Raw genomic sequence first — 24943 nt, 5'->3', positions numbered from 1 at the left:
ACCCTGGTTATGGTTTAGTTAACTAATAGTTATGAATGCGAGGCATTGATGAGTACCCAAGATCCTATACAGGACCCCCAGAGTCGGGAAGAGCAAGCCCTCCAGGATTTACTTGAGTTTCCCCTGGTCGAAGGGCTGTTTGGTCGGCGCTCGCGCCGCTTTTTCCGTGGAGCCGAGGTGCCCGATGGTCCGTTGGCCTTCCGGTCCCGCCACGAACCGTTGCCCCTTAGCGAGCTAGAGCGCATGTTGATCCTGACCGCCGTGGGTGGTAACACAGGCTGGCATCACTCGATAACGCGCCATGATCGCTACGCGCCCCATCTCTCCAATTATCCCGGCACGGCGGGCGGGCGCACCTTTCCCTCGGCTGCCGGTTTCCATACCAGCGAAATCTTTTTCACTGATGACAGCGGCACCTATATTTTCCAGACCCGCGATGCTCCGGCCCTGGCCCAGCGTTCCGAGGATGGCAAGCTGAGCGTCAAAGAGCTGCTAGAAGTGCATCGTCAGCGCATCCGCAAGCTCTCGGACAAGCGCATCTATTTGCCCACGCGTGAGCCATATATGGAGGGACACAATACCTGGGTTGCCAATCGTCCGGGCTCGCTGCTGGTAATTCCGGTTGGCGATGTGGCCCAGCATGCTATTGCCAATCTCTGCTTTTTCGCGCAGAACGGCTATTGCATCTACGATGATGTCAATCGGCGCCAGATCCCCGGCCTTGAGAAATTTGCCGATATCGTTGACGTGGCCAATCCCTTGCCGCTTACCTTCCTCGATCAGTATTCGCTGACCGAGTGTACGGCCGAGCTCTCCACGGCCGCCTATGCGGGCATGATGATGGAGCAGGCTATGGGGCTGGGCGGCTGGATGTTCAACGGAATCGATCGCCTGACTATGCTCGGGGCCAGCGGCGATCCCGAGGTGCCGGGTCTGGGCTTCCGCTACGATACAGATGAGCGCTGGGCGCTACCCAATCCAACCGGACTTGAAGGCGTTTTTGAGGGGCACTGCCCGCCGCACTATCCGACGATGCGGGCAGCCGTCGATCACTTCTGTGAGCGCAAATTTGGCCCCGGCGGTCCCTTCCATCCCGACACACCTGGACCCTGGAAGGATAGCCGCAAGGTGCGCAGCAGCGCCCAGGTGCACGATGAACACTTCCGCGAGTGCGTAGCTCTGCAGGCGCAGTACGCCTTCGATACCTTTGGCAAGTTCCCGGCCACAGTGCCCTCGATCTTTATCCTGATGTATCTACAGGCCCATCACCTTGACCTTGAATACTACGACACCTTGTTCCAGCCAGGTTCCTACCTGCGCACCCATGCCGAGCACCTTTCGCGCTGGCATGGCATCGAAGAATAAGTCAGCTTGCTGGGATATCTTGGGGATATCCCAGCGCTTCTCTACTTCAAGCCGTCCCAGGGCTAAGGTTATTTGCGCTCTTTATAAGGATAGTGGAGGGTTTTGTTGCCCTCCCAATTCTCGCGCAGGCCGGGCGCTGATAGATCCCAGTCGGGGCGCGTCTTACGCATCACTTCGCGCAAATCCTGGCGCAGCTCCTCGGGCGATGGCCGGCCCCAAAACCAGTAGCCATTATAGATCTTGTGGATGACCAGGCCGGGTTCGAGCACAAGCGTATGGGGGATCATGGGATTGTGGAAGGGATCTGTGTATTCCTGGATATCCAGGTCCTGCTGCACTTTCCGCGCGGTATCCGAGAGGAAGGTCCATTGCGCCCCTACAGCATCGCGAAACTCGTTGATCTCAAGAATGTTATCTGTCGCGATGGTGACAATTTTTGTGTAGGAGACCGCGATCTTGGGATAGAACGCAGCCAGCTCCAGGTGCTGTTGATGATCCTTGGGGCAGAAGTGCCCGCGCGAGAGGATCAGGATCATGGGATCGATTCCCTGCAGCTCGCTCAAGTGGCGCCGTGTCCGCGTATGGTCTGTTAGTTCATAATCTGGGAACTTTGCTCCCGGAACGATATCGGCACGCATCTATATTCTCCTTCTCCATGCCTCAGTTGAGTTAGTCCAACAAAACAGCTTTTCAGCTCGATACAGCAATAACAACATCGCCAGTTGTGCGCGATATTCCTTTTCCAGGCTGCGCCATCGCGTGGATTTGCGCGTTGTAGCGAGAAGAAAGTGGATGGTAGACGAGCGTAAAAAGGCTATTAAATTGTGCCCCATACAATTCAAGCTTACTGGCCTGCGCAGTTTTAGCCTGGCGAGGCATTGTAACCATTCCGCAGCAAGATTCGTGTATTGCCATGTCCAGGCGTTAAAGCGTCCCAACATTGTGGCGGAAGGCAAGAAGAGAACTTCTTCACAGGAGGGCGAAGCGCAAACTTCGTCTCCTCGCTTGCTGATCGCCACAAGATGTAAGAGTTTTCACGTTACGCTTGCTAGACGAGCGCTAAACTGTAAAGATTTGGAAAGGAGCGCATAGTATGGCAACGAAGCTCAATCCGATAGAAGTAGAGAAAAAGCTAAAAGGTCTGGATTATCCCGCAAAAAGACAGGATATTGTCAACCAGGCCCGCAAAAATGGCGCCGATGAGGAGATGTGCAAGGTATTAGGTAAGCTGCCCGAGCAGACATATAATAAGCCAACCGATGTCACTAAGTCCCTGCACGATTTACATTCCTGAGCACGCGGACCTCTGTGAGGATTATTGCCGTCCAGTGTCTCAAGAGCAGGAGCGCTTTCTCTCATGGTGCTCCTGCTCTTTTTATTTATTCCGCAACGCTTGCTCCGATATTTTGCCGGCCAAGCTAGCACAGTTGAGAAACCCACTGACAAGCTTGCTCAGGCCTCCGGTTGGCTCAGCAATTCCAGCGCGGCCACAGTAAGCGCCTCTATGCCAGTGCGTAGCGAGGGCGTAGGCTCGGGCGCAAACAAGGGAGAATGCGGACCCGGTAGCTGTGACGTTTTCTCAAGCGGGTCGTGACCAGGGACCTGAGCCCAGCGATCGGCGCGGGTTGTGCCAATCGTCCAGTAACAATAAGGAATGTCCGGTGGGGGAAAATGAGCGGGTCCGGCGATGCCGAAGGCGCCAAAATCCTCGCTGGCCGGCAGCGGATACGGCATTTTCATCACATGTTCATTTTTGAAGTAGGCCCGATGGGCGGCTTCGATCCTCTCTGTCAGCTTATGGTCGTTGGAGAGCATGGGGCCATGCTCACTAACTGTAATTTCTGGCTCGCGGGGAGCGTGTGATATCTGCGCCTCAAGGATAATCGTGCGCTTGACTGCCTCGACCATGCGCTTGAGGGCATCATCATCTGTGCTGCGCAGCGTGATCAGCATCATGGCCTCATCTGGAATCACATTTGCCTTAAGGCCCGCCTGCACTGAGCCTACTGTGATCACTGGCTGATAGCGTGCCGAAATTTCGCGCGAGACAATCGTTTGCATGCGCATAATTGCCCCGGCGGCAATAATCACCGGATCGATGGTGTTTTCGGGCATCGCGCCATGGCCGCCGACACCAAAGATGCGCACCTGGAGATTGGTCACGGCTTTGGCCATAATACCTGCGCGATGCTGAACTGTTCCGGTCGGCAGTTGCGTCGCGTGCTGACCAAGCAAGTAATCGGGGCGCGGAAAACGCTTAAAAACTCCATCGCGCAGCATCGCTTCAGCGCCCTGCAAGGTTTCCTCGCCCGGCTGGAACAGGGCCATAAACGTGCCACGCCAGTAATCTTTACACTGGGACATAAGCTGCGCGGCACCTACCAGACAGGCCGTGTGGATATCGTGTCCGCAGGCGTGCATGACAGGCACATCATTGCCATAGGGATCTTTGCTACGAACAGTGCTGGCATAGGGTAAACCCGTCTTCTCTTCAACGGGAAGGGCGTCCATATCAGCGCGCAAGGCCACAGTTGGCCCTTCTCCATTGCGCAGCACGCAGACGACGCCTGTCTTGCCAACACCGCTCGCTACTTCATAGGCGCCGATGGCTTTGATCTGTTCAGCAACCTTGCTAGCTGTTTGGGTCTCATGCATAGATAATTCGGGGGAGCGATGAAGATCCTTGTATAGATTCTCGATCTGGGGCAGAAGGGCCGCTATCTTCTCCTGCATCATCTGAGAGGGAAGCTGGCCCCGTAGCTTCATGACTTGCATGGCGTTCTCTCCTTACGGCTAAAGAGCCTTCCGTGGGCCCGGTTGTCAAGCGCTTCCATGCCATCATCATCTGGCAACGATAAGGGAATTCAGATTCGGGCACATAGAAAATCCATGGCCGTACCCAGCATGTAATATTGGGGAGGTCCGCGTCAAGCTGATGCACATTTAGAGAGGCATGACCAGCAGCAAGGCGGGATCGCTGCCCAATCCCCAGTACAGGGGGACTTCACAGACATCTAGAAAGCCTACCTTGTGGTAGAAAGCCCGCGTCGCAGCGTAGCCCTCTTCGGCTGGACCCTCAGTATCCCCCTCATAGGAGGGGGCCAGTGTCGATACCAGCAGGAGGCGATATCCCTGCGCTTGCGTCTCTTGTCGCAGGCGCTCAATCAGCCGCCGCCCGATGCCTTGACCGCGCAGATCTGCCTGCACTGCCATCCAGGTGATCTCAATGGTTGTGGTGCTGTGGGTTTGCACCGTCAAAAAGCCGACAACGCGGCCCTCGGAAACAGCTACCCATCCCTCACCTGTCCGCACGGCTTGGGCGCATGCCTGTCATCCACTTTCGTACCCGAAGTGGCGCGGAAGGGTCAGGATAATCTGGTCACAGGTGGGGGCATCTTCGACGGTGAGGGGCCGCACTTCAAGATGTGTGTCGTGAGTGAGTGACATCTCTCCCTCCTTGAGAGCGGAATGCTTCTCCGAGTATACTATACCAGGCCGAACACGAGGAACGGGAAGCTTCAGCGCTTCGATGTCCCTTGGCATGCCCACAACAGCCAAAACCATCACTCGTCGCGTTTTGCAGCTTGCCTTGCCCAGTGAAGGCGAAGTAGCGAAGGTCGGGATAGACGAGTGGGCGTGGAAGAAAGGCCAGACGTCCGGAACCATCCTGGTTGAACTTGAAAAACAGCGAGTTGTGCAGTTATTGGCGGACCGTTCAGTGGAAACGAGCAAAGCGTGGTTGCGCAAGCATCCTGAAATTGACCTGGTTTCACGGGATCGCGGCAAACTCTTTCGTCAGGCCGCCGCTGAGGGTGCTCCCCAGGCAAAACAGGTGGTCGATCGCTTTCACTTACACGCCGCGTGTTGCTGCATCCAGCCAAAGGCAACCCGCTTCTTTAACGGGCATCAATGACCGTAAGAGGAACAGAAGGAAAGTCTTTCGAGAGGGAATGCATCGCCTCCTGGATCTGCTCGTAATCAAATGTTGCTGGGTCGAGGATGGTAAAATCCGGGCAGAAACGCAACTGGATATTCCGCTCCTGGTCTAGAAGAGAAGGCAGTTCTTCCTCATGCAAGAACACTCCTTGCTCAAACTGGAAAGAACACCAACGGTTCTCTAACCCGCGTATGCCCACCTCAAGGTGGTCAGACAGCGCATTGACTACGCAAAGTTCAGACATGGCGTTGACACCCTGCAGGTGGAGAAATGGCCGTAATTGTGTAATCCATAGACGAGAGCATTCTTCTCTCAGCAGACGAGCACTTTGTTCCAGAAAAACGGACGCAGCTGCTGCTTTGGAACTGGTCACTGTAGCACTGCTGTCAGACGCAATTTGTACCGTAATCTGCTCTGGGGTCTCTCCAAGGAAACGGTAGTGCCAAAGTACCCCCTTTACTGCGAGTTGGAGGAGTCTGGAAAGGGCTTGGAGATTGGTTGAGCCAAGATACATAGTCGGACGCTTGCGTACAGCTTCGTGGGCCAGGAGAATTTGAATGCCAGCAGCGCTATCCCCAGGTTGTTCAGAATCCGCTGAATGTACCATGCAAGCATCCTTTCTCTGCGGGCTCCGTGGCCCTCTGATATGGTGTATACTACAGTATATCACAATTGAGCTTCTGATGCTTCTTCCCGACATTCTTCTTTCTTATTGCTCGCTAGCAGGCACACCGAAAGTTTCCCAGAACCCATATAACTGTGCCAGAGGTTTCTCTGGAGTAGCCTTTGATAGGCTATCTCTTCTTCATGCATTGCTTCTGTAACAAGGCTACGCATTTACAGATGAGTCAGCCAGATACCACAAAGGGCCTAAAAATTTATAGAATGTAAACTTGTACGTTATTCTCCTCGTGCAGAAAACTCGGCAGTATCGCCTTCTGGCCTATGAACGTGTTAGGAGTAGAGCAAAAAGCTGCAACGGCTATGCTTTTAGCCTAGCAGGATTTGAAAGGTGGAACTACGGATGGCCAGACAGCTACATGGCGTTATTCTTGATGTAGATGGTACATTAATCGATAGCAATGATGCCCATGCCCATGCCTGGGTGCAGGCTTTAGAAGAAAACGGGGAGCATGTGCCCTTTGCGCGCTTGCGCCCCTTAATCGGTATGGGTGGGGATAAAGTCTTGCCCGAGACCATTGGCGTGCAGAAGGATAGCCCGAAGGGTGAAAAGATCAGCAAACGGCACAAAGAGCTCTTTATGCATGAGTATCTACCGCGCTTGCACGCCTTCCCACAAACATTTGAGCTGCTCAAGCGCATGCACGAGCAGGGACTCAAATTGGTGGTTGCGACCTCGGCCGAGCCCGATGAATTGAATGGCTTGCTGCGCCTGATCAGTCCCCAGGCCTCTGATTTCTTTACCCAGGAAACATCGGCTAAGGATGCGCCAGAATCCAAGCCCAATCCCGATATTATGCAGGCCGCGCTCAAGCGCTCGGGCTGTACTCCTGAGCAGGTTGTGATGATCGGCGATACAGCCTATGATATTGAGGCGGCGACGCGAGCCGGGGTGAAGACGCTGGCCTTTCGCTGCGGCGGTTGGAGCGATGAGGGCTTGCGCGGCGCCCTGGCCATCTATGATGGGCCTGCCGATCTGCTTGCCAATTATGACTCATCGCCGCTTGTGCAGGGTCTCTAGCGCTTTGCGGTTGCGTAATCTTCCATCAGTCGGGCGTCCTGTCCATCTGATTCTGTCGGTTCGTCGTTTTTTCTGTGAAGGATCAGCAAACAGGAGGAAATAGTCTCATCCTTGAGCAGATTGCACTTCCCATTAGCACGGTTGCGTAGAACCAATGAATGGGACGAGGAACGCTGTGCTCGCTTCTCATCTGTTTCATGGCTCCGGCTTGTGCTCTGCCCCCAGAGAAGAGTCAGAGAGAGAAATCTGATTCGGGTTCTCCTGTCCTTTCACGCCTGCCCTGCCCTCTGCATCTACGGGTTCGTTTGTCGGCTCCACTGCTACAGGAGTGCTCTTCATAAGGGTAGCATGATGCAATCGTAAGATCGTTCCCGGCGGCGCCTTTTCCCACTCTTCCAGCTGCTTGCGCCACTCCTGCTCTGCCTTCAACTTCTCCTGCTTTTCCCTTTCGATGACTTGAGGCGGGTCGAGAGGACGTTTGAAGTAATAGAGGGTATGAGTGGCTGGCCTGGTTGGGACAACCCCGACCAGTTCCCAGCTATCGGCACCTAATTGAGCCAACAAGGAGCCCCATTCTTTCGGCTCCAGGACGCCCTCATAACTTCCATCGGAACGCCCGCTGTAAACATGGATCGTAATCTGCTTGGGCGTCCAGCCGACTTCACAATACTCCCAGCACGACATCATACAGCTCCTTCTGTCCGTTCTCAGCTTGACTGCTCCTATCCTCATGACTGCAAGTTGCGCGCCGGGTTCGCTTGATGCTTCTCTCTCCAGACTATTCCGGCAATCCCTGAAAACAATCATCAGAGGTAGGGTGTTGTCCCTCGAAACAAAGAATAAGATCGAAAAATGGTTTTACCATTTATTATACTATATTACAGATCAGCAGAGTTGCGTAAGAGCCTTTTCTTGTTGCAAAAGGAAGCCGCTTTGTTTGCCCTTTTCTGGTCTGCCGGGATAGTTTGCTTCCTGGCAGCGTTCCCCCCAGCGGCGCTGTTTGTTCTCACCCTAACGCTTTTTGCTCGCCGGGGCCGCCGCAGGAACCCTCAAGCTCACATTTCCAAAGCGTTTTCACGAGTATATATTGAAGATAAATATATGATGATTACCTCTCTAAAAGTACTTAATGTATGATGTCTATAAATATATATAAACAAGAAACGCTTTACCTATATTTCCTAGAGAGATAGACATTTTGGTCCATGTCGTGCATTATTTTAAGAAGCTTGCGTTGATTGGCCAAAAATGTATTGATAAATGTCTATCCTTTGTCTGGAAGAAAAGGAGAGCGGAAGGGGATACCTGATGAAGTGTCCACGTTGTACCTTCGCTGGAGATTTCGTGCAAGGCCGCTGCCCTCGTTGCGGATATACCTTTGAAGAAATGCCAGCAAATCCGCGTAGCATACCAGTTGCCAATCTGCCTAATGGACCGATAACCAACCCGTCAGCCATGCCTGACACTCGGCCTCCGGGCTTTTCGGGCATAAGACAATTTATGCCGAGCACCGATCCATTGAGCATGGGGGAAGCAAAATCCTTAAGTATGCCAGGTTTCGCGCCCCAAAATATTCATGTCTCAGGGGCCTGGTCCCTACAATCGACTGCCGAAAAGAGCGTGACCGGCGCTGAGGGCAAGCTTTTGATGCGTGGCGATACCTTACATAACCGTTATCGCATTCTAGAGCACGCCACTTTACCCAAAAACCAGCAGGACCAGGGCCAGGCCTGGCTCGCTTTGGATACACAAGCTATGACCAGGCGTCGAGTATTGGTACGTCGCGTAGAATTTCCTGGTAATCCACCACAGGATATGGCCCAGGCTGTGCGTACGCTTGCCTCGCGCCTTATGGAAATATCCCATCCGGGTTTCCCGCACATCATCGATGTGTTTCAGGAGGAAACGTCCCAGTATATTATCTTTCAGTATCCCGAGGGTGAGAGCCTATCGGTATTGCTGCGCCAGCAGAGTGGCGCCTTGCCCGAACAGGAAGTAGCTATCTATGGCCGGCAGTTATGTGAACTGCTAGTTATTCTTGCCCATCAGCAGCCGGCCCTTGTTCATGGGGCAATCAGCCCTGATACGATTATCATCAGTCAGGATAGAAGCAGCGCCTCGCTGATCTATATGCCGTTATTTTTACCCCAGGCCCCGCAAGCGACTGCGGCTGGTTACGTCGCTCCAGAGCAGGTGCATGGTGAGATACAGCCCTCGATAGATCTCTATGCTCTGGCCTGTACGATGCACCACGCAGTCACCGGATTTGACCCGCGCGAACGCGTGGCTTTCTTCTATCCACCGGCGCGCCGCCTCAATCCTGTCATCAGCACCGGGATGGAAACGATTCTAGCGCGCGCCTTACGGCTCTCGGTGCCCCAGCGCTATAGCGATGCCAGCGAGATGTTGCGCGCTCTTCAGGATTTGATAGCCTCTTATCCGCCCCCTGACCTGACCAGCCCTCCCAGCAGTCCCATACCCGTAAAAGCAGCTCCCATCAGCCCGGAACAGATACGCGCGCGCAGCCGCCGCTCGATGGTGCGCAGCCTGACTACTGTAGGTGGACTGGGAACGCTCCTTATCCTCTTAGCGCTATTTTTCCTCTACGGCCTGCCCTGGCTGTCAACTAGCAAGCTCACTCCGGCCGATATGCAGGCCACAGCAACTGCCAGGCAGAATGCGCAGAACCAGGCGGCATTGAATCAAGAGTGGCAGACAGAGCTACAGGCCTTCAAACAGAACGGCATCGGTATCAGCGATGGGCGCATCGTCTTCGACGCTTACACAGGACGTACGAACGTAGAGCTGAAGAAAGAAGCTGCCCAGGCTTTACTGCATGGAGATGTGAGCAGCGCCGTCAATTTATACAATCGTGTGGTAAGCGCTGATCCAACTGATGGCGAGTCCCAGATTTATAACGAGAATCTGCACATCCTCCAACAGAACGCCCCCTATGTAACCATCGTAATCGCCCAGGCGTTGGATAACAGTCCCGTTAATCTTGAGTCGGATCGCGGCCAGTTCCAGAGCGAATATCTGGCCCAACATGAGATTAATTCGCGCAACCTTCTGCCCAACGGATTGAAGCTGCGTTTGCTCATTGCAAGCTCGGGCACCAGTAACGATAACGTCGCCAAAGTTGCGCAGTTTGTAGCCAATCGTGTAACCAGGGCTGGCAATATCGACCATATTATTGGCGTCATGGGCTGGCCCTACAGCTCGCAATCAATCAACGCCATCGATATTCTGGCCGGCGTGCACATTCCTCTGATTTCGCAAAGCGCCTCAAGCGTGAAATTGAGCGGAAGCAGTCAGTATTTTTTCCGCGTCAATCCGCCTGATGACAAGCAGGGTAATATGATGGGACAGGTTGTAGTGAAAAACCTGCAGGCGAAGAAAATTCTTGTCTTGCGTGATCCCAATGATATCTATAGTCAGTCGCTGGCCGATGCTTTTACCAAATCGATCAAAGCCCAGGGGGTAGCATCTGTCCAGGATACATTTAATGAGACTAAAACGACGGTTGAGGGCTATGGCCGCCTGGTACAGGAAGCTATAGAAAATAACGTCGATGCTATCTATCTGGCCGGTTATAATGTTGATGCCCTGCGGCTCGCCCACGCGGTGGGAATAGCCGCGCGGGCCCAGCCTGCCAACACTGTGCTGGCCCGCCTGCGCATTGTTGGCGGCGATACGCTGGCTTCCACGCTGGGCATTGGCAATGGTGCTGATGCGGATGCTGCTATTGTACGCAATTATCCCCAGGATATGGCGCGGCTGATCTTTACCTCGTTTGCCGATCATAACGAGTGGAATTTCGAGGGCGTTCCGCCTGACCAGCAGCCACAGTTTTTTTCTGAGTGGGCTTCAACTTATCAAAGCTCAACGATGAGCAGTCCAGCCCCCGATCCCACATTTAATTCGTTGTTGTCATTTGACGCTGTGCGCGTGTTTACCGAGGCTTGCAAATATGTTCAGGGACCATTAACGGGAGAGTCGGTACGCAACGCCCTGGCCTCGCTGGGACAGGGAGCTATCCCGGCCTATCAAGGCATTACCGGCCAGATCCATTTTGACAATCAGGGCAATCCTGTAGATAAGGCGCTGGTTGTCTTGCAGATCGTGATCAATGCAGATGGCAAGGATGTAATCCAGATACTTCAATTATCTGGAAAGTTCCGCTAAGCCTGTGCCCCGCTTGCATGAGATCCAGGAAGTCTACTGCTGGGACCTCCTGGATCTTTTTGTGCTTTGCCTAAACGACAATTCCTTGCCTTTTTCGCTTCTTTAAAAAATTGCAGCGTTGCCCCCATTTCCTTATTTCCAGGGGACACAAAACGCGCCTTGGGCCCGGCAGGCACAAGAGCTACTCCCACGTGCCTGCTTCCTGATAGATTGAGGCGGCCAGCTGCGAACAGTAGATCGCCATCTCGCGCGGCGTATAGGGCCTATCCTGCTCAAGCCACCAGGTGATCGCATCTACAAATAGGGAGGCCAGCAACATAGGTACAAAGCCATCAACAAACACGCGGCGCTCTACGATGGGCCGTTTCTCCGGGATGCTGGCATGCCTCGTGACCAGTTCACTTAAAGACGAACGCATCTTCGTGGCGAACCAGGGGCTGCCTTGCCGACCGAGCAGCGCCCGGTAGAGGCGCTCATATTCTGCCACATGCTCAAAGAGATTGATCCATTGCTGGGGAGGACGTTCCGGGCCAAAGTTGCCAAGGGCATTGAGCAGAGTATCAAGGGCTTCCTCGAAGATGCGCTCAACCAGATCGTATTTGTCCTGATAATTGCGATAGAAAGCCGCCCGGCTTACCATGGCCCTCTGGGCGATCTCGCCGACAGTGAGGGTGTCGAAACCACGTTCCTCAATGAGCGCAATGAGCGCCTCCCTTAACAGCTTCTGCGTTCGTCGCACGCGTAAATTGTTTGATTGAGGAGTCATTTTCTGCCTTTTGTCTCGTTCGAGACAGATTTTCTGACTTGCTACTTGTTCCTGGGAGCCTCCCTGGCTACACTTGGGAAGAGACAAATTTATTCATTTGAGACAGTATGACCCAAATGGGCGAAACTGTCAACTTAGCAAGGCTGAATGAAGCGTGTGGCATGAAGTTCAAGCCGTGGGAAGATGACATTTCCAGGCCACGCACGCCAGAGAAAGCTAAAAGGAGATTATTGATGCGTAGTATCCAGGTTCGGCAGTTCGGGCTGCCAGAAGTGTTGCAGCTTGTCGAGCAAGCAGAGCCGCAAGCCGGTGCGGGACAGGTAGTTATTGCCGTGGAGGCGGCGGGAGTCTCTTTCGGAGATACGTCGGTACGAGCGGGAAAGTATCCCTTTCCGCTGCCATTTGTACCCGGCTGGGAGGTAGGGGGTCGGGTTATCGAGGTTGGCGCAGGTGGCGATAGCGCCCTATTAGGAAAGCCTGTTGTGGCGCGTACCGCGTCAGGAGGCGGCTATAGTGAACGTGTGCTTGCCGAGGCGAGCAACGTTTTTCCGCTCCCCGAAAATCTGGCAGTTGAGCAGGCCTTGGGCGTCTTGCTGGCTGGAGGGACGGCTATTAGTCTCCTGAAGATAGCGCGTGTTGCGCCGGGTGAGACGGTCTTAATTACTGCTGCCTCTGGCAATACGGGCTCGCAGCTCATCCAATTGGCGAAAGCTGCGGGCGCGGGTATGGTCATTGGGGCCGCCGGCGGAGCCGAAAAACTTGCAGTAGTTTCGCGGCTTGGCGCTGATGTAATTGTTGATTACTCGCAAGAAGGCTGGGTGGAACAGATACTGAATGCGACGGAGGGCAAGGGAGTTGATGTGGCTATAGATGCGGTGGGAGGAACGCTTGGACGCCAGGTTTTTGCGCTGGTAGCGGATGGCCACGGTCGCTTAGCTGTGTACGGCTCCTCTTCTGGGGTCGAGGCTACGATAGGGCTGGGAGAGCTAGCTATGCGCGGGGTGACGGCGATAGGCGCCCTGGGGCTGGCGATGGCCAGGACAGAGCAGGAATTGCTTGCCGATATGCAGACCGCTTTGCGCGAGGCTGCGGCCGGGCGCCTGCTGGCCGTGACTGAGCAGCGTTTCCCCCTGGAACAGGCAGCCCGGGCTCATGAGCTGATCGAAGCGCGCAAACATGTGGGTAAAGTCTTGCTCATCCCCTGAGCAAATGGAGCCTGGATTTGCTTTAAAAGCCGATCCAGGCAAATTATGCCTCAGCCTGAAAAGGCCGAGATCTGGCGGAAGGACGCTTGCATAATGAGCTTCGCTTCACTGCCTTTGGCACCTGGCAGCTCAAGAGCAAGCATGCACTTATGGTGCGGATCTTTGTTGCTGCCGGCTGCCTAACCGCGCAGGAAGCCGCGCAAGGCGCTATAGGTCTCGCCAGGCGCCTCTTCTGCCAGGAAATGCCCGCTGGAAATGCTGTGGCCGTGCACATCTGTAGCGCGCTCGCGCCAGGTCGCCAGCACATCGTATTTGTGTCCCACAAAGCCTTTCTCACCCCACAGAGCCAGCAGCGGGCATTGCACTTTATGCGGCATATCGGCCTCGTCGTGAAGCAAATCGATGCCAGCCGCCGCGCGATAATCTTCGCAGGTAGCATGAATGCAGGTCGGATCGCTAAAGCAGCGCACATATTCGGCCATGGCTTCGGGCGTGAAGACCTCCATGCTATTGGCGCCCCAGCGCTCAAGGCGGCTGCGCAAATAATATTCAGGCTGAGCTCCAATCAGGCGCTCGGGATGGTCGGCGGGCTGAATGAGAAAGAACCAGTGATAGTAGACTGTGGCGAATTCTTTATCGGCACTCATCAACATTTTGTAAGTTGGCGCAATATCTAGCACGGCAAGTTTCTTGACGCGTTGGGCATGGTCAAGGGTCATGCGATGGGCCACGCGTGCGCCCCGGTCGTGGCCCACAACAAAGAATTCCTTGTAGCCTAGCTGGCTCATCACCTCTACCATATCCTGAGCCATCGCGCGCTTGGAATAGTTATAGTGATCGAGTCCATCCTCTGGTTTGGAACTGTCGCCATAGCCGCGCAGATCGGCCAGGATCACCGTAAACTCTTCGGCCAGGCGTGGCGCGATCTTATGCCACATTACGTGCGTCTGAGGATAGCCATGCAGCATCAGCAGCGGATAGCCGGTTCCAGCTTTGACAAGATGAATCGTGGCTCCGCTGGTCGTGAGCCGCATAGGAACGAAAGTTTCTAACATCGCTGCACATCCTTTAGCAAAAACTATGGGAGCTTACATTATGCAAACCTGATGATGATAGTGTAGCATCCTATTGTGCAAAGATAGCTAAAGTGTTGGCAAGGAAGATCAGGCCTTGCGTGACTGCAAACGCTGAACCAGGCGAGCAATAGGGTCCGTAAAGAATAATATACACCAGGAGGGAAGCACCCACCGCGCGCCGTTGGGCAGCAGCATAAGCAGCAGCGAGAGCACAAAGACCACTGAGGCCAGCAGCGCGCTGCGCAGGCCGCGATCAACGTCGGCTATATTCAGATCGTCTACGGCAATCTCTCGGCGTTGCTTGAGATAGAGCGAGGTGGCTACGGAGACAAAGCCACAGGCCGCCAGATTGAGCGCATAGAAAGCTGTGATAATGGGGATGCCATAATAAGGCCCGATAAATTTGGTCGAGACGGGCAGCAGGGCGATAAAAAAGAGCAAAGTCAGGTTAAGGAATGTAATATTGCGATCAGCGATCTTTACGCGGTCCATGAGACGCCGGTGGATTACCCAGTAAGTGGCGATAATGACAAAGCTAATGACATAGCCGAGGAACTGGGGGAAAAGCTTGATAAAAGCATCTTGCACTGCGCCGGCACTAAGCTTTTCAGGCAGGTGAATGTCGATAACCAGCAGGGTGATGGCAATGGCAAAGACGCCATCGCTAAGCATGATGAGACGCTCTTTAGAGGAGTCGTGTGGCTTCTCGGGACTCGTCACAGAAGATTTTTCTACTTGCATGTAAATACTCCGATTTGGAATAATAGAGCTTATGAAGCTGAAAAACGAAAGATGGCAAATATCTCTTGTTGAGAAGTTAGATATTTTTGAGATTATAACATAGTAATAGACCTTGACAAAATGTTTGTTCGTGGCAGTGATAGGGCTTGCCAGCTCTGCTTGTCCGTCGCTGACGGCGCGAGGAGAAGGGGAAAGTCCGGCTGCCGTAAGGAGGAAATAGGCACAATCTGCGATCTGATGTATAATGGCAAAATGCGCCCGAGCTCCGATCTTGCCGAGTGGCAAAGCCAGGCAGAATGTCCAAGGCTGCGAAGATTACTCGACCATGCATCCGGGTGCGGGCGAGCGCGACGCGGATATATATGTTCTAAATAAGGGGAAAACCGGTGGCGAACCGGCGAAGGATGATCTATGGACCAGGCTCTCTCTAAAACGCCGCACGAAGCTACAGCAACGCAACAGCAGTATGGTAGCTTGCAACTCCCACATGGGCAGTTGCAGTTGCCAGTCTATATGCCCGATGCTACTCTAGGGGTGGTGCGCTCAATCGATAGTAGCGACCTTGAGCGGCACGCCGTACAGGCCGTGGTAATGAATACGTTCCATCTCATGCAGCATCCCGGCTCCTCAACGGTTCAAGCTCTGGGCGGCCTGCACACTATGAGCTCCTGGCCACATCCAATCGTGACGGATTCGGGCGGCTTTCAGGCCTACTCGCTGATTCAGCAGAATGCCCGCTTTGGCTCGCTAGATGCCGATGGTATTAGTTTTAAGCCAGAAGGCGCCGAGCGCAAATTCCATCTCACGCCCGAGAAGGCCGTGCAGCTGCAAATGAGCTATGATACTGATGTGGTGATGTGCCTTGACTACTGCACGCACGTTGACGCGCCCTTTGCGACGCAGGAGGAGGCAGTCTTGCGCACGATTGCCTGGGCCAAGCGCTGCAAGAGCGAGTTTGTGCGCCTGGTTGAACAGAAGCGCCTGGCGCCTGAGAAGCGTCCGCACCTCTTTGGTGTGATCCAGGGCGGCGGCTCCCACGAGCTGCGCAAACGCTGTGCCGAGGCTTTATTGGAGATCGGCTTTGATGGCTATGGCTATGGTGGCTGGCCTCTTGATGCGCAAGGCAAGCTGCTCACGGATATTATCGGCTATACGCGTGAGCTGATCCCCGCACAATTTCCCATGCACGCCCTTGGCGTCGGGCACCCCGACAACGTTGTTGAGTGTACGCGGCTGGGCTATGGCATGTTCGATAGCGCCATGCCCACGCGAGACGCGCGCCATGCTCGGCTCTACGTTTTTAATCGCCAGGCCAGCGAGATCGAGGGCAAGGGCAAATGGTTCAGCTATGTCTATATCAACGATGACAAGTATATTAAGGATAGCGCGCCGATCTCTAACCTTTGCGATTGCCTGAGCTGTACACGCTATACGCGCGCTTATCTGCGCCATCTTTTCAAGGTCAATGATAGCCTCTTTTTCCGCCTTGCCACTATTCATAATTTGCGCTTTATGACTATGCTCACGCAGCGCTTGCGCGAAGGCTATTATGCGCGTGGCTGATGAAGGAACTGAGCTCGACAGGCTGGTGCAGGATGTGCAGGCGAGCGTTAAATATCGCGATGTCTGCGCCGACCTGATCAGACGGATTGGCGCACAGGAGCTCTACAAGCGCCGCAAGTTTAAGGAGGCGGTCAAGTCCACGCGCAACAAGCTGCACCAGGTTGCCGGGGCATACCTGGTTACTGGCGGCCACGAGCCCTATACGGGCTGGCTGAGTGCTCTGGCGCAGGCGGCCGAGACTGGCAAGGTTGAGGAGCTGCGTCAGGCCTGCCAGCAGATTATGAGCAACCATACCTCGACGCGCGAGCGTCTGCCCATCCTTGATACATTCTATACGACCCTGCTGGCCGAACTGGCCCCCGTCCATAGCGTGCTCGATCTGGCCTGTGGTCTCAATCCGCTGGCCATTCCCTGGCTACCGCTGGCGCCGGGAGCGCGCTATTATGCCTGCGATATCTATGTGCGGATGATGGCTTTTCTGCACGATGCTATGCAGCTTATGGGCGTGCCGGGCCAGGCCTGGGCCGGGGATATCTTGCAATCCACGCCGCAGCAGGAGGTAGATGTGGCCTTTCTGCTCAAGATTATTCCCTGCCTGGAACAGGTGGATAAGCAGGCAGGCTATCAGCTTTTACGCGCGGTAAGGGCCAGGCATCTTGTCGTCTCTTTTCCCTTGCACAGCCTGGGCGGCCATAGCAAGGGTATGCTCAGCAACTATGAGCGGCACTTTCGGGAATTGTTGGCCGCCGAGCCCTGGAGCTGGCGGCGCTACGAGTTTGCCAGCGAGCTGGTCTTTGTCGTCAGTAAGGAGCAATGAGTCCTTCTAGCAGCTAGCTTCTTACTAAGCTTGAGGCGCACATTGGGCTTTCCAGGCGGCCAGGGCTCCTGGCAAAGATGGAGTAAGGCCTGAGCGCTGTACATCCAGCTCAAAGATCACGCGTCCTGAGAGTAGGAACGCAGGTCACACGATGGGGACCATCGGTTGCCGAATCACCGTGCGCATTTTCTCCGGGGCGGCTCGGCGCGGATCGCTGAGATAGATCTCATGGTGTTTCCCGCCAGGAGTATACCCCTGTTCTTGTAAGAAGGCATGCAGGCGGGCTATGGTCGGACCCTCCGTCGCAAACGGGCCATGATGCATGATCTGGGCGGCAACACCCTCGCGGAACTGTTCCAGGCGCAGCTTCGCCAGGGCCGGGGATGGCTTCTTGCGCTGCACCTGCGCGCGCACTTGCTCAAACAAAGCCTCAGTTACCTCTTGTGGCTGCGCGATCATCATCGTCCACTGCCAGACCTCTTTGTGCTCAATGCTGAACTCTCGCATATCGGGGACCCACCATAACCCCTCCAGAGGCATGACCACGTAATCGAACTCTTGCTCCTTCTTGAACAGGAATTTCAGGGCATAGGCCGTCGCGTACAATGCTTCGACCGCCTCCTGATATGCTTGCGCGGTATTGGGGTTGCCCATTCCATCAACCATAAGAAACTTGATGGCAGGGATATCTACCACCATCACTTCGTTCGCCGAAGGATTGTAAAGATGTCTCAACTGTTTCTTAAAGTCGACCTTCTGGCCTGTGCTTTGGGCTAAAGTTAATATGAACTCGTCCATAACTTGCCTCTCCTGTCTCATATATCTGCTGGCTTTTTCTCGCGTGTCGTGAGTGCTGAAGACACTCCAAAAAGGGTGCATCCTTTGCGGGATGCCACAATCTTAGCCCCTCCAGTAAGGGGAGAGTCAAGCAGGAGGGAACTGCAAGCAGAACTCTTGACGATTTCAATCACGCGGCGGCAAGTTGGTTTTATCCAATTTGCGGAGGAAGATCAGGATGGCACAACGGCGAATGGCGCTGCAAAGCACTTGCATGTTTACCATATCATCGCCGGCAAGCCTTGATTCTCATCCAAACTTAACGTTTGAGCTTTGGGGCGCGTCCAGATAGGCCAGTGTTTCGTGTAGAGAGCAAAGTTATTCGCTCTACCTATGAGACACAATAGTTTGCCCATTGAGGATAAGCCACTATGGAACTAGAAGATACGCTGGAAAATTGCTTACTTAAGCTGGAGAAAAAGCATGCAAGGGCGCGCGTCGAGGCCAATGAAGATGTCTTGCACGCCCAACATGTACAGTTGCCGGTTGGCACATTTGCTCAGACCTTGCAACGGTTGCGGGCGGCGCTCCCGCAGATGCTGCAAAATACTGCGCATGTCCTGGAGAGCGGCCACCTGGGAAAAATCTTTGTGCTTGACTACTCGGAAACCGAGCACGTTTTTGCTTACACTTATTAAGTTAGCCAGGGGGTATTAGCAAGCCAGATAGGCAAGCTGGAGAGGAAGCGGGCTCTTGCAGCCTGCCATCTTTCTCCAGCCTGCGCTCTGTCTATGAGATGTGTGCAGGTCTATCAAGGATGCAAGGGCAGGCCGCTGAGCACCTTATCCACGCTTTTCTTCTCGGCCCACATAGCCATGCCCACAATCCTTAGATCCTCTTGCGTATAGGCCTTGACTGCGGCCCGGTTGTCAAGATCGTTGCCGGTGGCGAAGAGCTCTTCGGTGAAAAGCGAGAAACTGACCTCCCGGCTGCGTGCGCGGGCATAGACGGTTTTCATTTGTGCGGCGCTGGCCTGAAAAATCATTACCGGCTGCCTGAACATGGGAAGATAGGTATTGCCTGAGCCGTCTTCATAGGGCTCGCCGACGAGGCCTTCGACGGTTCCGGCAATTCCGCTGACCGTAAAGGCAGTTACATTTAAGGCCTGCCAGGGCATAAGGTCGTCGCGCAGGACGACGGCAATTTTAGTATCAAATTTCACAGCGCTCCTCCGCAAAGATTGATGTAAAGTTTATTGTAAGGCGGAGAAGCGCTGGCTGTCTTACATAATATTGCCCTGATATGAGTCATCCCCCAAAGAATTTGCGCAAAGGGCGCAAGGAGCTTAGCCTATCCTCTGCATCAGCAGGCCTGCGGCTCCAGGCGCTGCGCAAAAACGAGGCCCGACCATGTTGCTTTATGGTGAGCTGCGCGGACCAGGGCAATTGTTAGTCTGTGCCGGGAAAGTGCTCAAGGATGCTCAGGTAGCGCTCGGCCGAGCTGTGCACGACACGCGAAGCATCGTTAAGGATCTCGCGCCTGGACCAGGCAGAGTAGATGCGCTCGAACTCGTAAGCTCCAATGGTGTCTCGGATGCGGCGAACCTCCGAGGCGGGCAAGGGCAATCCGGTTGTATAGCTGTACATAAACGAGACTTTGGGCCGATTGGGCACGACGGAGATGATATCTCCGGCGAGCAGAACACCTTTCCCGTCTGCTGCATGTTTCCAGTGAAGAACGCTGCCGCCGGGAAAATGGCCGCCAAGCCTGATCAGCTCAATACCTGGCATAAGCACGAGTGTCTCACCTGACCAGAATTTGATAGACTTGTCGGGCCGCATGACCCATTCTCGATCGGCTTCGTGCAGATAGATAGGAGCATTAAAGTTGTGCGCCCACTCGACCATGCTGGCATAGTAGTGTGGGTGAGAGATGGCGATGGCTTGAATACCACCCAGACGTTTCACGGCTTCTCGTGTCTCGTCATCAAGGTAAGAGATGCAATCCCAGAGCACGTTGCCCTGCGGCGTGCGCACCAGCAAGGCCCGCTGCGTAATCCCAAAGGCCGGCTCAATGCCGATCCCTAACAGGCCTGGCTCGTGCTCCTGAATAGTGTTGTGGTAACCAGCCTGACGCATCTGTTCAAGCGTTGTCCAGGCCGGCCCTCGATACGTGAAGGGGCCGCGCTCATCCTCGCAGGATGGGCAGTGCGCTGGCGGCTGTTCGCTGGCGGCATATTGGGTTCCACAGGTGAGGCAAATCCAGTGTTCCATGTGATATGTCCTTCTAACTCGCGCTTGTATCTTGAGCAGATCGAGGGCAATAAGACCCTTAGCGATCCCGCAAGGCAGGTATTCAAGTGCCCCCGATTCTGCTATACTATGGTAAATAAAATTTACTGTCCGAGAGAATAGTAAACAAAATTTACCATTTTGTCAAGAGGTATGGGCATGGAGAAAGTGGAGCCGATGATTGGAGCCCTTTTGCGCTATGGCTGGCAGCGCGTGATGAAAACCATCCTTAGCGAATTGCCGCAAGAAGGCTTTACAGATCTGCAGCAGGCGCACGTAATCGTGTTCCTGTATCCCGGGCCGGAGGGCTTAAGTCCCGGAGCGCTGGCCGAGCGTCACGGCATGAGTAAGCAAGCCATGAATCAGCTGCTACACAGCCTTGAACAGCTGGGTTACCTCACGCGTGGTGTGGACCCGCACAATCGCCGGGCCCGGATCATTCAGCTTACCGAACGTGGTGAGCGCGTGGTGGCCGTCGCGCGGCGCAAGCTTGTGCTCCTGGAGCAAGAGTGGGCTGCACAGCTAGGCGAGGAGCGCTTCGCCGCCTTGAAGCAAATGTTGCAAGAGCTGCGCAGACTGCCGGAACGGCTATAAGCCAGGCCGCAAGCAGGGGAGCGAAAATCGTCTTGCCAGGTTTAGCTCAACCTGCAAGAGACTTCGCCGCCTTGATCATTTCTGCGCTTATGCAGCGCCGCCGGCTCGCTTATTTGTCGGATGGCGGAATATGTTTCTGCAGCTCTATATAAGCGGGATCGGAGAACGTACTTTCGCGCGGCTGCACTGGTAGTTCGGCCCCAATCTGTTGCAGAAGGCCACCCAGGCCGCCGCCTGGCACCGCCTCGATCGTCAGCGCCGTCACCCTTTCACCCTGGAAAGAGAACTTGATGGGCACCTCTGGCAGCGAGATTGCCAGGCCGGTTGCCGGTATGCTTTCAAGGTCGTAGAGCGGCAAGGAAAGATCTTTCTGATTGGTGCCGCTAATCCTGATCGTGCCAGTAATCGCGTCCTGTTCCGCGCGCTCGTTAGCGAAATTGTAGGAAAAATCGGGCAGAGCATCGAGCAGCTCGCTCTGCACAGCCAGAAACTGACCCCGATCGAGTGGGGTTGGCGTCAGACCATCTATCTTAAAGCTATCGGCTAATAGCCGGGCTGCCGTCTCCATATCATTAGACTGCAGGGCCGTCACCAGTGTCCTGGCAGTTTCAAGCCTATCCATACTGAGCTCCTTCAACGTTTCAGGCCGGGTCAATAGTAAAGAGAAGCAGGAAGAGGGACCATGCAAACCTTTGGGGGAGGTGCGCATACTCTACAAGAGAGCAAATGTTCCGTGCTCCCTGGCCTTCTCTATACATAACACGTTTCAAAAGGGCAAGAGGGAGCGGATATTCTGGCCTGGGAAGAGCGCAAACGCGCATTGGCGCAAGATTGCTAAGCGATTTTGCTGCTTTGTCGAGACAAAAGGGCTGACTATGAGGCAAAGCGAGAGGAGAAACGAGCCGCACCGGATCTCCACCGATGGAGGTGGGCGCGACTCGTCTCCTAAAGTCTAGCCTTCGATAATCTCTACCGATTTGAGAGTATCGCCGGGCTTGGGATCGGCCTGGGGATCGCGTACGCGGATCGCAAGCACATTGTCAAGCCCCTCGACGACCTGGCCAAAGACCGCATAGCCGCCGTTGAGATGGGGATGTGCCCCGTGAGTGATGAAGAACTGGCTACCATTGGTATTGGGGCCAGCATTGGCCATCGCCACCACACCGGCCTTGTCATGCTTAAGGGCCAGCGCGCCGGGCTCGTCATTGAAGCGATAGCCGGGGCTGCCTGTGCCTGTACCGGTTGGATCGCCGCCCTGGGCCATAAAGCCTTTAATCACACGATGGAACGTCGTGTTGTCATAAAATTTTTCGCGGGCCAGGAAGACGAAATTGTTGACGGTAATTGGCGCCTTATCGGCGAATAACTCTACAGTAATGTCACCTTTGCTTGTGTGCAGGATCGCCTTATACTTTTTGTTAGGATCGATCTGCATTGCTGGTGGCTGGTTATACTTCTTAGCCAAAAAAACCTCCTGATAATAGGCGTGAATGAATCACGCGCTGGTAGCTCCACGTGGAGCTACCACTATATTTTCGGTGTAACTTAAGGTGCCTGAACCACGACAACGTGGTTCATGACATCAGGGGTAGTATTCTGAGTTGCTGGATCGTCTCCAGGACCCTGAATCTTCTTCACAACATCCAACCCCTGCACAACATGGCCAAAGAGATTATATTGTTTTGGCAAGGAGGTATTATCAGTGACGTTGATGAAGAACTGGCTACCGTTGGTATTGGGTCCCGAATTGGCCATGGCGAGAGTGCCCGCCGTGTAATCGCCCTTCACAGGCTCATCGTTAAACTTGTAGCCGGGGCCACCTTTGCCGCGCTCCTTAGGATTGCTGCCCTGTGGATCGCCGGTCTGGATGATGTGAAGACCGTTGCCACTCTGGATCACGCGATGGAAGACGATGCCATCATAGAAATGGTGCTGGGCCAGGAAGACAAAGTTATTGACGGTCTGAGGGGCCAGTTTGGGATCGAGCTCTACGACGATAAGTCCGCGATTAGTATTGATGCCGGCGCAATAGAGTTTCTGGGAATTGATGCTCATTTCTGGCGCCTGTTTATAGGTGTGCTCAATCTTTTTGAAGGCATCGGCGTCGGGAGCAGCCGAGGTGTCGGTGATTTGTTTGAGCATATTTTTGTCAAGGCACGGCGAGGCTGCGACTGGTTTATTGGCTGCTTTGGCCGGGGGCTTGGGTTGCGTGAAAGGCCAGGTATGAGTTGCGTAAAGGCCATATACCCCAAGGATGATGAGTGCGACGACGATGACTGTTGCCCAGGGATAACGCGCGATGCCACGAGCTGGCGGTTTGTTGCCGCCGGAACGTCTGGGAGGAGCTTCCTTGGCCTCCAGCTTTGGCAGTTCGGTGGAGTGCGCCCTGGCGATTTTGGCTGCGCGCCTGGTCTCGGCGCGTTTGGACGTTTTAGGCATGAGTGCTTAACGATACTCCTTTTTTATATAACCCCGAATGAAGCCTTCAATACTTTCCGCTATGATAACCTTCTCTTTTAGCACGGTCAAGACCCTGCCATGCCAGGGGTCCTTCAAGTTTTTGCCGAAGGCAGCTTGTAGCCCTGCCTCTCAATAGCAAAACAATGGCGCGCATCCCATGAAGGGAGCAGGATGGTGGCAATATCCCTTCCCCTTTTCCCTACACCAAAGAAAAAAGGTTTGCAGTGGGGTGACGCGAACAAGCGAATTACCCCATATCAGTAATGAGTAGAGCAAGGTGGCTTCGTAAGCTCCTATTTAATCGGGCGAATTGGCTCGATCCTCTATTCGTGTAATGAAGCGCTCGGTGACCTCCAGTCCGGTCTTGAGCAAGGCTTCTTTATACTCGCGTACCAGCATTTGATATTCGAGCAAGCGCGGACGCCGTGTAGGGCGTGTGGCATATTGCTGGCGAACCCATTCCATATGGGTAAGCTGGCTGTGCAGGCTCTCATGATGCTCGCGTAAATGTCTGAGGGCTATCTCATCGGAAGTTTCTCCACAAAAGAAGAGCTTGGTAAGGAACTCGTCTTTGGTAAAGCGGGCCGGAACATCTTCCTGGAGCCAGCGGTCGAGCTCAAGCTGACCGGCGTCGGTGAGACGATAGACCTTACGGTTGGGGCGTGTGGTCTGGACAATGACTTCTGACTCGACGAGCTTCTCCTGGCTCAACCGTTTGAGGGTCGTGTAGATCTGACTGTTGCCCGCGTTCCAGTAGCTGGCCAGCGCGCGATCAAAGGCTTGCTTGATGTCATAGCCGCTCATGGGATGCGCCCAGAGCAAGCCCAGGATGATGTAGCGTAACGTATTACGCGAGGAAGTGTCTATGCGATCTTCGATTGCCAGAGCGAGATCGTCAAGTTGTTCGCGCATATTCTCTTTCTCTAGATATGAAGCAAATTGAATACATGTATTATAACATACGCTCCCAATTATAGCGCCGCTCAGTTAGTAGCTCAAGTCTTGGATGCTTTATTACAGGGATTGCCAGCTCTGTTTTTGCCCCACCTGATAGTATTGGAAAGGAGGCGCACAGTGCGAGGGCTGTGCGGCGAGCGCAGCAAGTCACTTAACAATTCTCTGGCGAAATGGCCGCATTTACGGGTGGCACAATTGGCAAATCTTCTTTATAATCCAATATGGTGAGTAGTGTAGAAGAGCTTTATGCCAGGCTAACATGACTGTAGTACTACTCCCCTTGCCAGAATTTCCGGCCCGCGAGCCGCCCACGCTTCGGCCAGGATCAGGATATCTGAGTCAAGACATAAGAATTGATAGATGTATATCTTGACAGTCGCCTTTAGGCCATGCTAATATCTGAGTAGCAGACTAGGATATAGGCTCTGGCTTAGACGAAAAAGAGAAACGGGACGTCGGCCCGAGCATGGTATCCAGGAGTAATCATAGTAGGGGAAGTATCGTATA

General features: G+C 54.2%; 27 protein-coding genes. 11 read left to right on the top strand and 16 right to left on the bottom strand.

The genetic code is table 11. The annotated features are described in order from the left end of the window. Positions 1 to 48: 48 nt before the first annotated feature. Positions 49 to 1365 (top strand): hypothetical protein, encoded by a 1317-nt coding sequence (locus EPA93_RS27820; protein ID WP_129890645.1) that lies wholly within the window; start codon positions 49 to 51, stop codon positions 1363 to 1365. 68 nt (positions 1366 to 1433) lie between these two features. On the opposite strand, the gene EPA93_RS27815 is transcribed toward EPA93_RS27820, so the two are convergent. Continuing rightward, positions 1434 to 2003: a redoxin domain-containing protein gene (locus EPA93_RS27815; RefSeq protein ID WP_129890644.1), complete on the bottom strand. Its 570-nt coding sequence runs from the start codon at positions 2001 to 2003 to the stop codon at positions 1434 to 1436. Positions 2004 to 2055: 52 nt separating this feature from the next. Further along, complete coding sequence (locus EPA93_RS27810) at positions 2056 to 2244, bottom strand: hypothetical protein (protein WP_129890643.1); 189 nt, start codon at positions 2242 to 2244, stop codon at positions 2056 to 2058. Positions 2245 to 2458: 214 nt separating this feature from the next. Between EPA93_RS27810 and EPA93_RS27805 the strand changes: the two genes are divergently transcribed. After that, positions 2459 to 2659, top strand: coding sequence for a DUF2795 domain-containing protein (locus EPA93_RS27805; protein ID WP_129890642.1), 201 nt, complete (start codon positions 2459 to 2461; stop codon positions 2657 to 2659). 158 nt (positions 2660 to 2817) lie between these two features. Here the strand turns inward: EPA93_RS27805 and EPA93_RS27800 are convergent, their stop codons facing one another. Further along, positions 2818 to 4140: an amidohydrolase gene (locus EPA93_RS27800; protein ID WP_129890641.1), complete on the bottom strand. Its 1323-nt coding sequence runs from the start codon at positions 4138 to 4140 to the stop codon at positions 2818 to 2820. A 168-nt stretch (positions 4141 to 4308) separates the two neighbouring features. Next, on the bottom strand, positions 4309 to 4677 hold the full coding sequence (locus EPA93_RS27795) for a GNAT family N-acetyltransferase (RefSeq protein WP_129890640.1): 369 nt from the start codon (positions 4675 to 4677) through the stop codon (positions 4309 to 4311). Between the two features lie 124 nt (positions 4678 to 4801). Here EPA93_RS27795 and EPA93_RS27790 point away from each other — a divergent pair, with 124 nt between their 5' ends. Further along, on the top strand, positions 4802 to 5278 hold the full coding sequence (locus tag EPA93_RS27790) for a transposase (protein WP_242527156.1): 477 nt from the start codon (positions 4802 to 4804) through the stop codon (positions 5276 to 5278). On the opposite strand, the gene EPA93_RS27785 is transcribed toward EPA93_RS27790, so the two are convergent. Continuing rightward, positions 5262 to 5909 (bottom strand): DNA topoisomerase subunit B, encoded by a 648-nt coding sequence (locus tag EPA93_RS27785; RefSeq protein WP_129890638.1) that lies wholly within the window; start codon positions 5907 to 5909, stop codon positions 5262 to 5264. The genes EPA93_RS27790 and EPA93_RS27785 overlap by 17 nt on opposite strands. Positions 5910 to 6326: 417 nt before the next feature. Between EPA93_RS27785 and EPA93_RS27780 the strand changes: the two genes are divergently transcribed. Beyond that, positions 6327 to 7004, top strand: a complete 678-nt coding sequence (locus tag EPA93_RS27780; RefSeq protein ID WP_129890636.1) for an HAD family hydrolase — start codon at positions 6327 to 6329, stop codon at positions 7002 to 7004. A gap of 195 nt (positions 7005 to 7199) precedes the next feature. On the opposite strand, the gene EPA93_RS27775 is transcribed toward EPA93_RS27780, so the two are convergent. Continuing rightward, positions 7200 to 7691 (bottom strand): hypothetical protein, encoded by a 492-nt coding sequence (locus EPA93_RS27775; RefSeq protein WP_129890634.1) that lies wholly within the window; start codon positions 7689 to 7691, stop codon positions 7200 to 7202. 621 nt (positions 7692 to 8312) lie between these two features. Here EPA93_RS27775 and EPA93_RS27770 point away from each other — a divergent pair. Then, a complete protein-coding gene (locus EPA93_RS27770) occupies positions 8313 to 11189 on the top strand; it encodes an ABC transporter substrate-binding protein (protein ID WP_165423436.1) in 2877 nt (958 codons plus the stop codon). Between the two features lie 181 nt (positions 11190 to 11370). Here EPA93_RS27770 and EPA93_RS27765 read toward each other — a convergent pair whose 3' ends face one another. Beyond that, positions 11371 to 11955 carry a TetR/AcrR family transcriptional regulator gene (locus EPA93_RS27765; protein ID WP_129890631.1) on the bottom strand — a complete coding sequence of 195 codons (585 nt, stop codon included), beginning with the start codon at positions 11953 to 11955 and terminating at the stop codon, positions 11371 to 11373. 233 nt (positions 11956 to 12188) lie between these two features. Here EPA93_RS27765 and EPA93_RS27760 point away from each other — a divergent pair, with 233 nt between their 5' ends. Then, on the top strand, positions 12189 to 13160 hold the full coding sequence (locus EPA93_RS27760; RefSeq protein WP_165423435.1) for a quinone oxidoreductase family protein: 972 nt from the start codon (positions 12189 to 12191) through the stop codon (positions 13158 to 13160). A 179-nt stretch (positions 13161 to 13339) separates the two neighbouring features. Here the strand turns inward: EPA93_RS27760 and EPA93_RS27755 are convergent, their stop codons facing one another. Together EPA93_RS27755 and EPA93_RS27750 are read right to left on the bottom strand one after the other, a co-directional pair. Beyond that, positions 13340 to 14215 (bottom strand): alpha/beta fold hydrolase, encoded by an 876-nt coding sequence (locus tag EPA93_RS27755; protein WP_129890627.1) that lies wholly within the window; start codon positions 14213 to 14215, stop codon positions 13340 to 13342. Positions 14216 to 14323: 108 nt separating this feature from the next. Next, complete coding sequence (locus EPA93_RS27750) at positions 14324 to 14977, bottom strand: TMEM175 family protein (protein WP_129890625.1); 654 nt, start codon at positions 14975 to 14977, stop codon at positions 14324 to 14326. A 411-nt stretch (positions 14978 to 15388) separates the two neighbouring features. On the opposite strand from EPA93_RS27750, the gene tgt reads away from it, so the two are divergent. After that, the gene (tgt, locus tag EPA93_RS27745; protein WP_129890624.1) at positions 15389 to 16540 is read left to right on the top strand and encodes a tRNA guanosine(34) transglycosylase Tgt; all 1152 of its coding nucleotides are present in this window, start codon (positions 15389 to 15391) and stop codon (positions 16538 to 16540) included. Then, positions 16527 to 17357 carry a class I SAM-dependent methyltransferase gene (locus EPA93_RS27740; protein ID WP_129890622.1) on the top strand — a complete coding sequence of 277 codons (831 nt, stop codon included), beginning with the start codon at positions 16527 to 16529 and terminating at the stop codon, positions 17355 to 17357. Before tgt ends, EPA93_RS27740 begins: the two co-directional genes overlap by 14 nt. A gap of 144 nt (positions 17358 to 17501) precedes the next feature. On the opposite strand, the gene EPA93_RS27735 is transcribed toward EPA93_RS27740, so the two are convergent. Beyond that, the gene (locus EPA93_RS27735; RefSeq protein WP_129890621.1) at positions 17502 to 18155 is read right to left on the bottom strand and encodes a GyrI-like domain-containing protein; all 654 of its coding nucleotides are present in this window, start codon (positions 18153 to 18155) and stop codon (positions 17502 to 17504) included. 156 nt (positions 18156 to 18311) lie between these two features. Between EPA93_RS27735 and EPA93_RS50490 the strand changes: the two genes are divergently transcribed. Both EPA93_RS50490 and EPA93_RS27730 read left to right on the top strand, forming a co-directional pair. Further along, positions 18312 to 18440, top strand: a complete 129-nt coding sequence (locus tag EPA93_RS50490; RefSeq protein ID WP_277988673.1) for a hypothetical protein — start codon at positions 18312 to 18314, stop codon at positions 18438 to 18440. 125 nt (positions 18441 to 18565) lie between these two features. Further along, entirely contained in the window at positions 18566 to 18832 is a 267-nt protein-coding gene (locus tag EPA93_RS27730) for a hypothetical protein (protein WP_129890620.1), read from the top strand. Between the two features lie 113 nt (positions 18833 to 18945). Here EPA93_RS27730 and EPA93_RS27725 read toward each other — a convergent pair whose 3' ends face one another. After that, on the bottom strand, positions 18946 to 19356 hold the full coding sequence (locus EPA93_RS27725; RefSeq protein ID WP_129890618.1) for a DUF2000 domain-containing protein: 411 nt from the start codon (positions 19354 to 19356) through the stop codon (positions 18946 to 18948). A 226-nt stretch (positions 19357 to 19582) separates the two neighbouring features. After that, a complete protein-coding gene (locus tag EPA93_RS27720; RefSeq protein ID WP_129890617.1) occupies positions 19583 to 20407 on the bottom strand; it encodes an MBL fold metallo-hydrolase in 825 nt (274 codons plus the stop codon). Between the two features lie 177 nt (positions 20408 to 20584). On the opposite strand from EPA93_RS27720, the gene EPA93_RS27715 reads away from it, so the two are divergent. Then, a complete protein-coding gene (locus EPA93_RS27715; RefSeq protein WP_165423433.1) occupies positions 20585 to 21019 on the top strand; it encodes a MarR family winged helix-turn-helix transcriptional regulator in 435 nt (144 codons plus the stop codon). Positions 21020 to 21128: 109 nt separating this feature from the next. On the opposite strand, the gene EPA93_RS27710 is transcribed toward EPA93_RS27715, so the two are convergent. The 4 genes from EPA93_RS27710 to EPA93_RS27695 all read right to left on the bottom strand — a co-directional run bounded on the left by EPA93_RS27710 (position 21129) and on the right by EPA93_RS27695 (position 24391). Continuing rightward, positions 21129 to 21641: a hypothetical protein gene (locus EPA93_RS27710; RefSeq protein WP_129890613.1), complete on the bottom strand. Its 513-nt coding sequence runs from the start codon at positions 21639 to 21641 to the stop codon at positions 21129 to 21131. Between the two features lie 330 nt (positions 21642 to 21971). Further along, the gene (locus tag EPA93_RS27705; RefSeq protein ID WP_129890611.1) at positions 21972 to 22484 is read right to left on the bottom strand and encodes a peptidylprolyl isomerase; all 513 of its coding nucleotides are present in this window, start codon (positions 22482 to 22484) and stop codon (positions 21972 to 21974) included. 80 nt (positions 22485 to 22564) lie between these two features. After that, positions 22565 to 23458 carry a peptidylprolyl isomerase gene (locus EPA93_RS27700; RefSeq protein ID WP_129890610.1) on the bottom strand — a complete coding sequence of 298 codons (894 nt, stop codon included), beginning with the start codon at positions 23456 to 23458 and terminating at the stop codon, positions 22565 to 22567. 318 nt (positions 23459 to 23776) lie between these two features. Then, on the bottom strand, positions 23777 to 24391 hold the full coding sequence (locus EPA93_RS27695) for a PadR family transcriptional regulator (RefSeq protein ID WP_129890609.1): 615 nt from the start codon (positions 24389 to 24391) through the stop codon (positions 23777 to 23779). Positions 24392 to 24943 lie beyond the last annotated feature (552 nt).

It is taken from the genome of Ktedonosporobacter rubrisoli (genome assembly GCF_004208415.1).
Taxonomy (GTDB): Bacteria; Chloroflexota; Ktedonobacteria; order Ktedonobacterales; family Ktedonobacteraceae; genus Ktedonosporobacter; species Ktedonosporobacter rubrisoli.
This window is presented reverse-complemented; position numbering and strand designations above follow the sequence as displayed.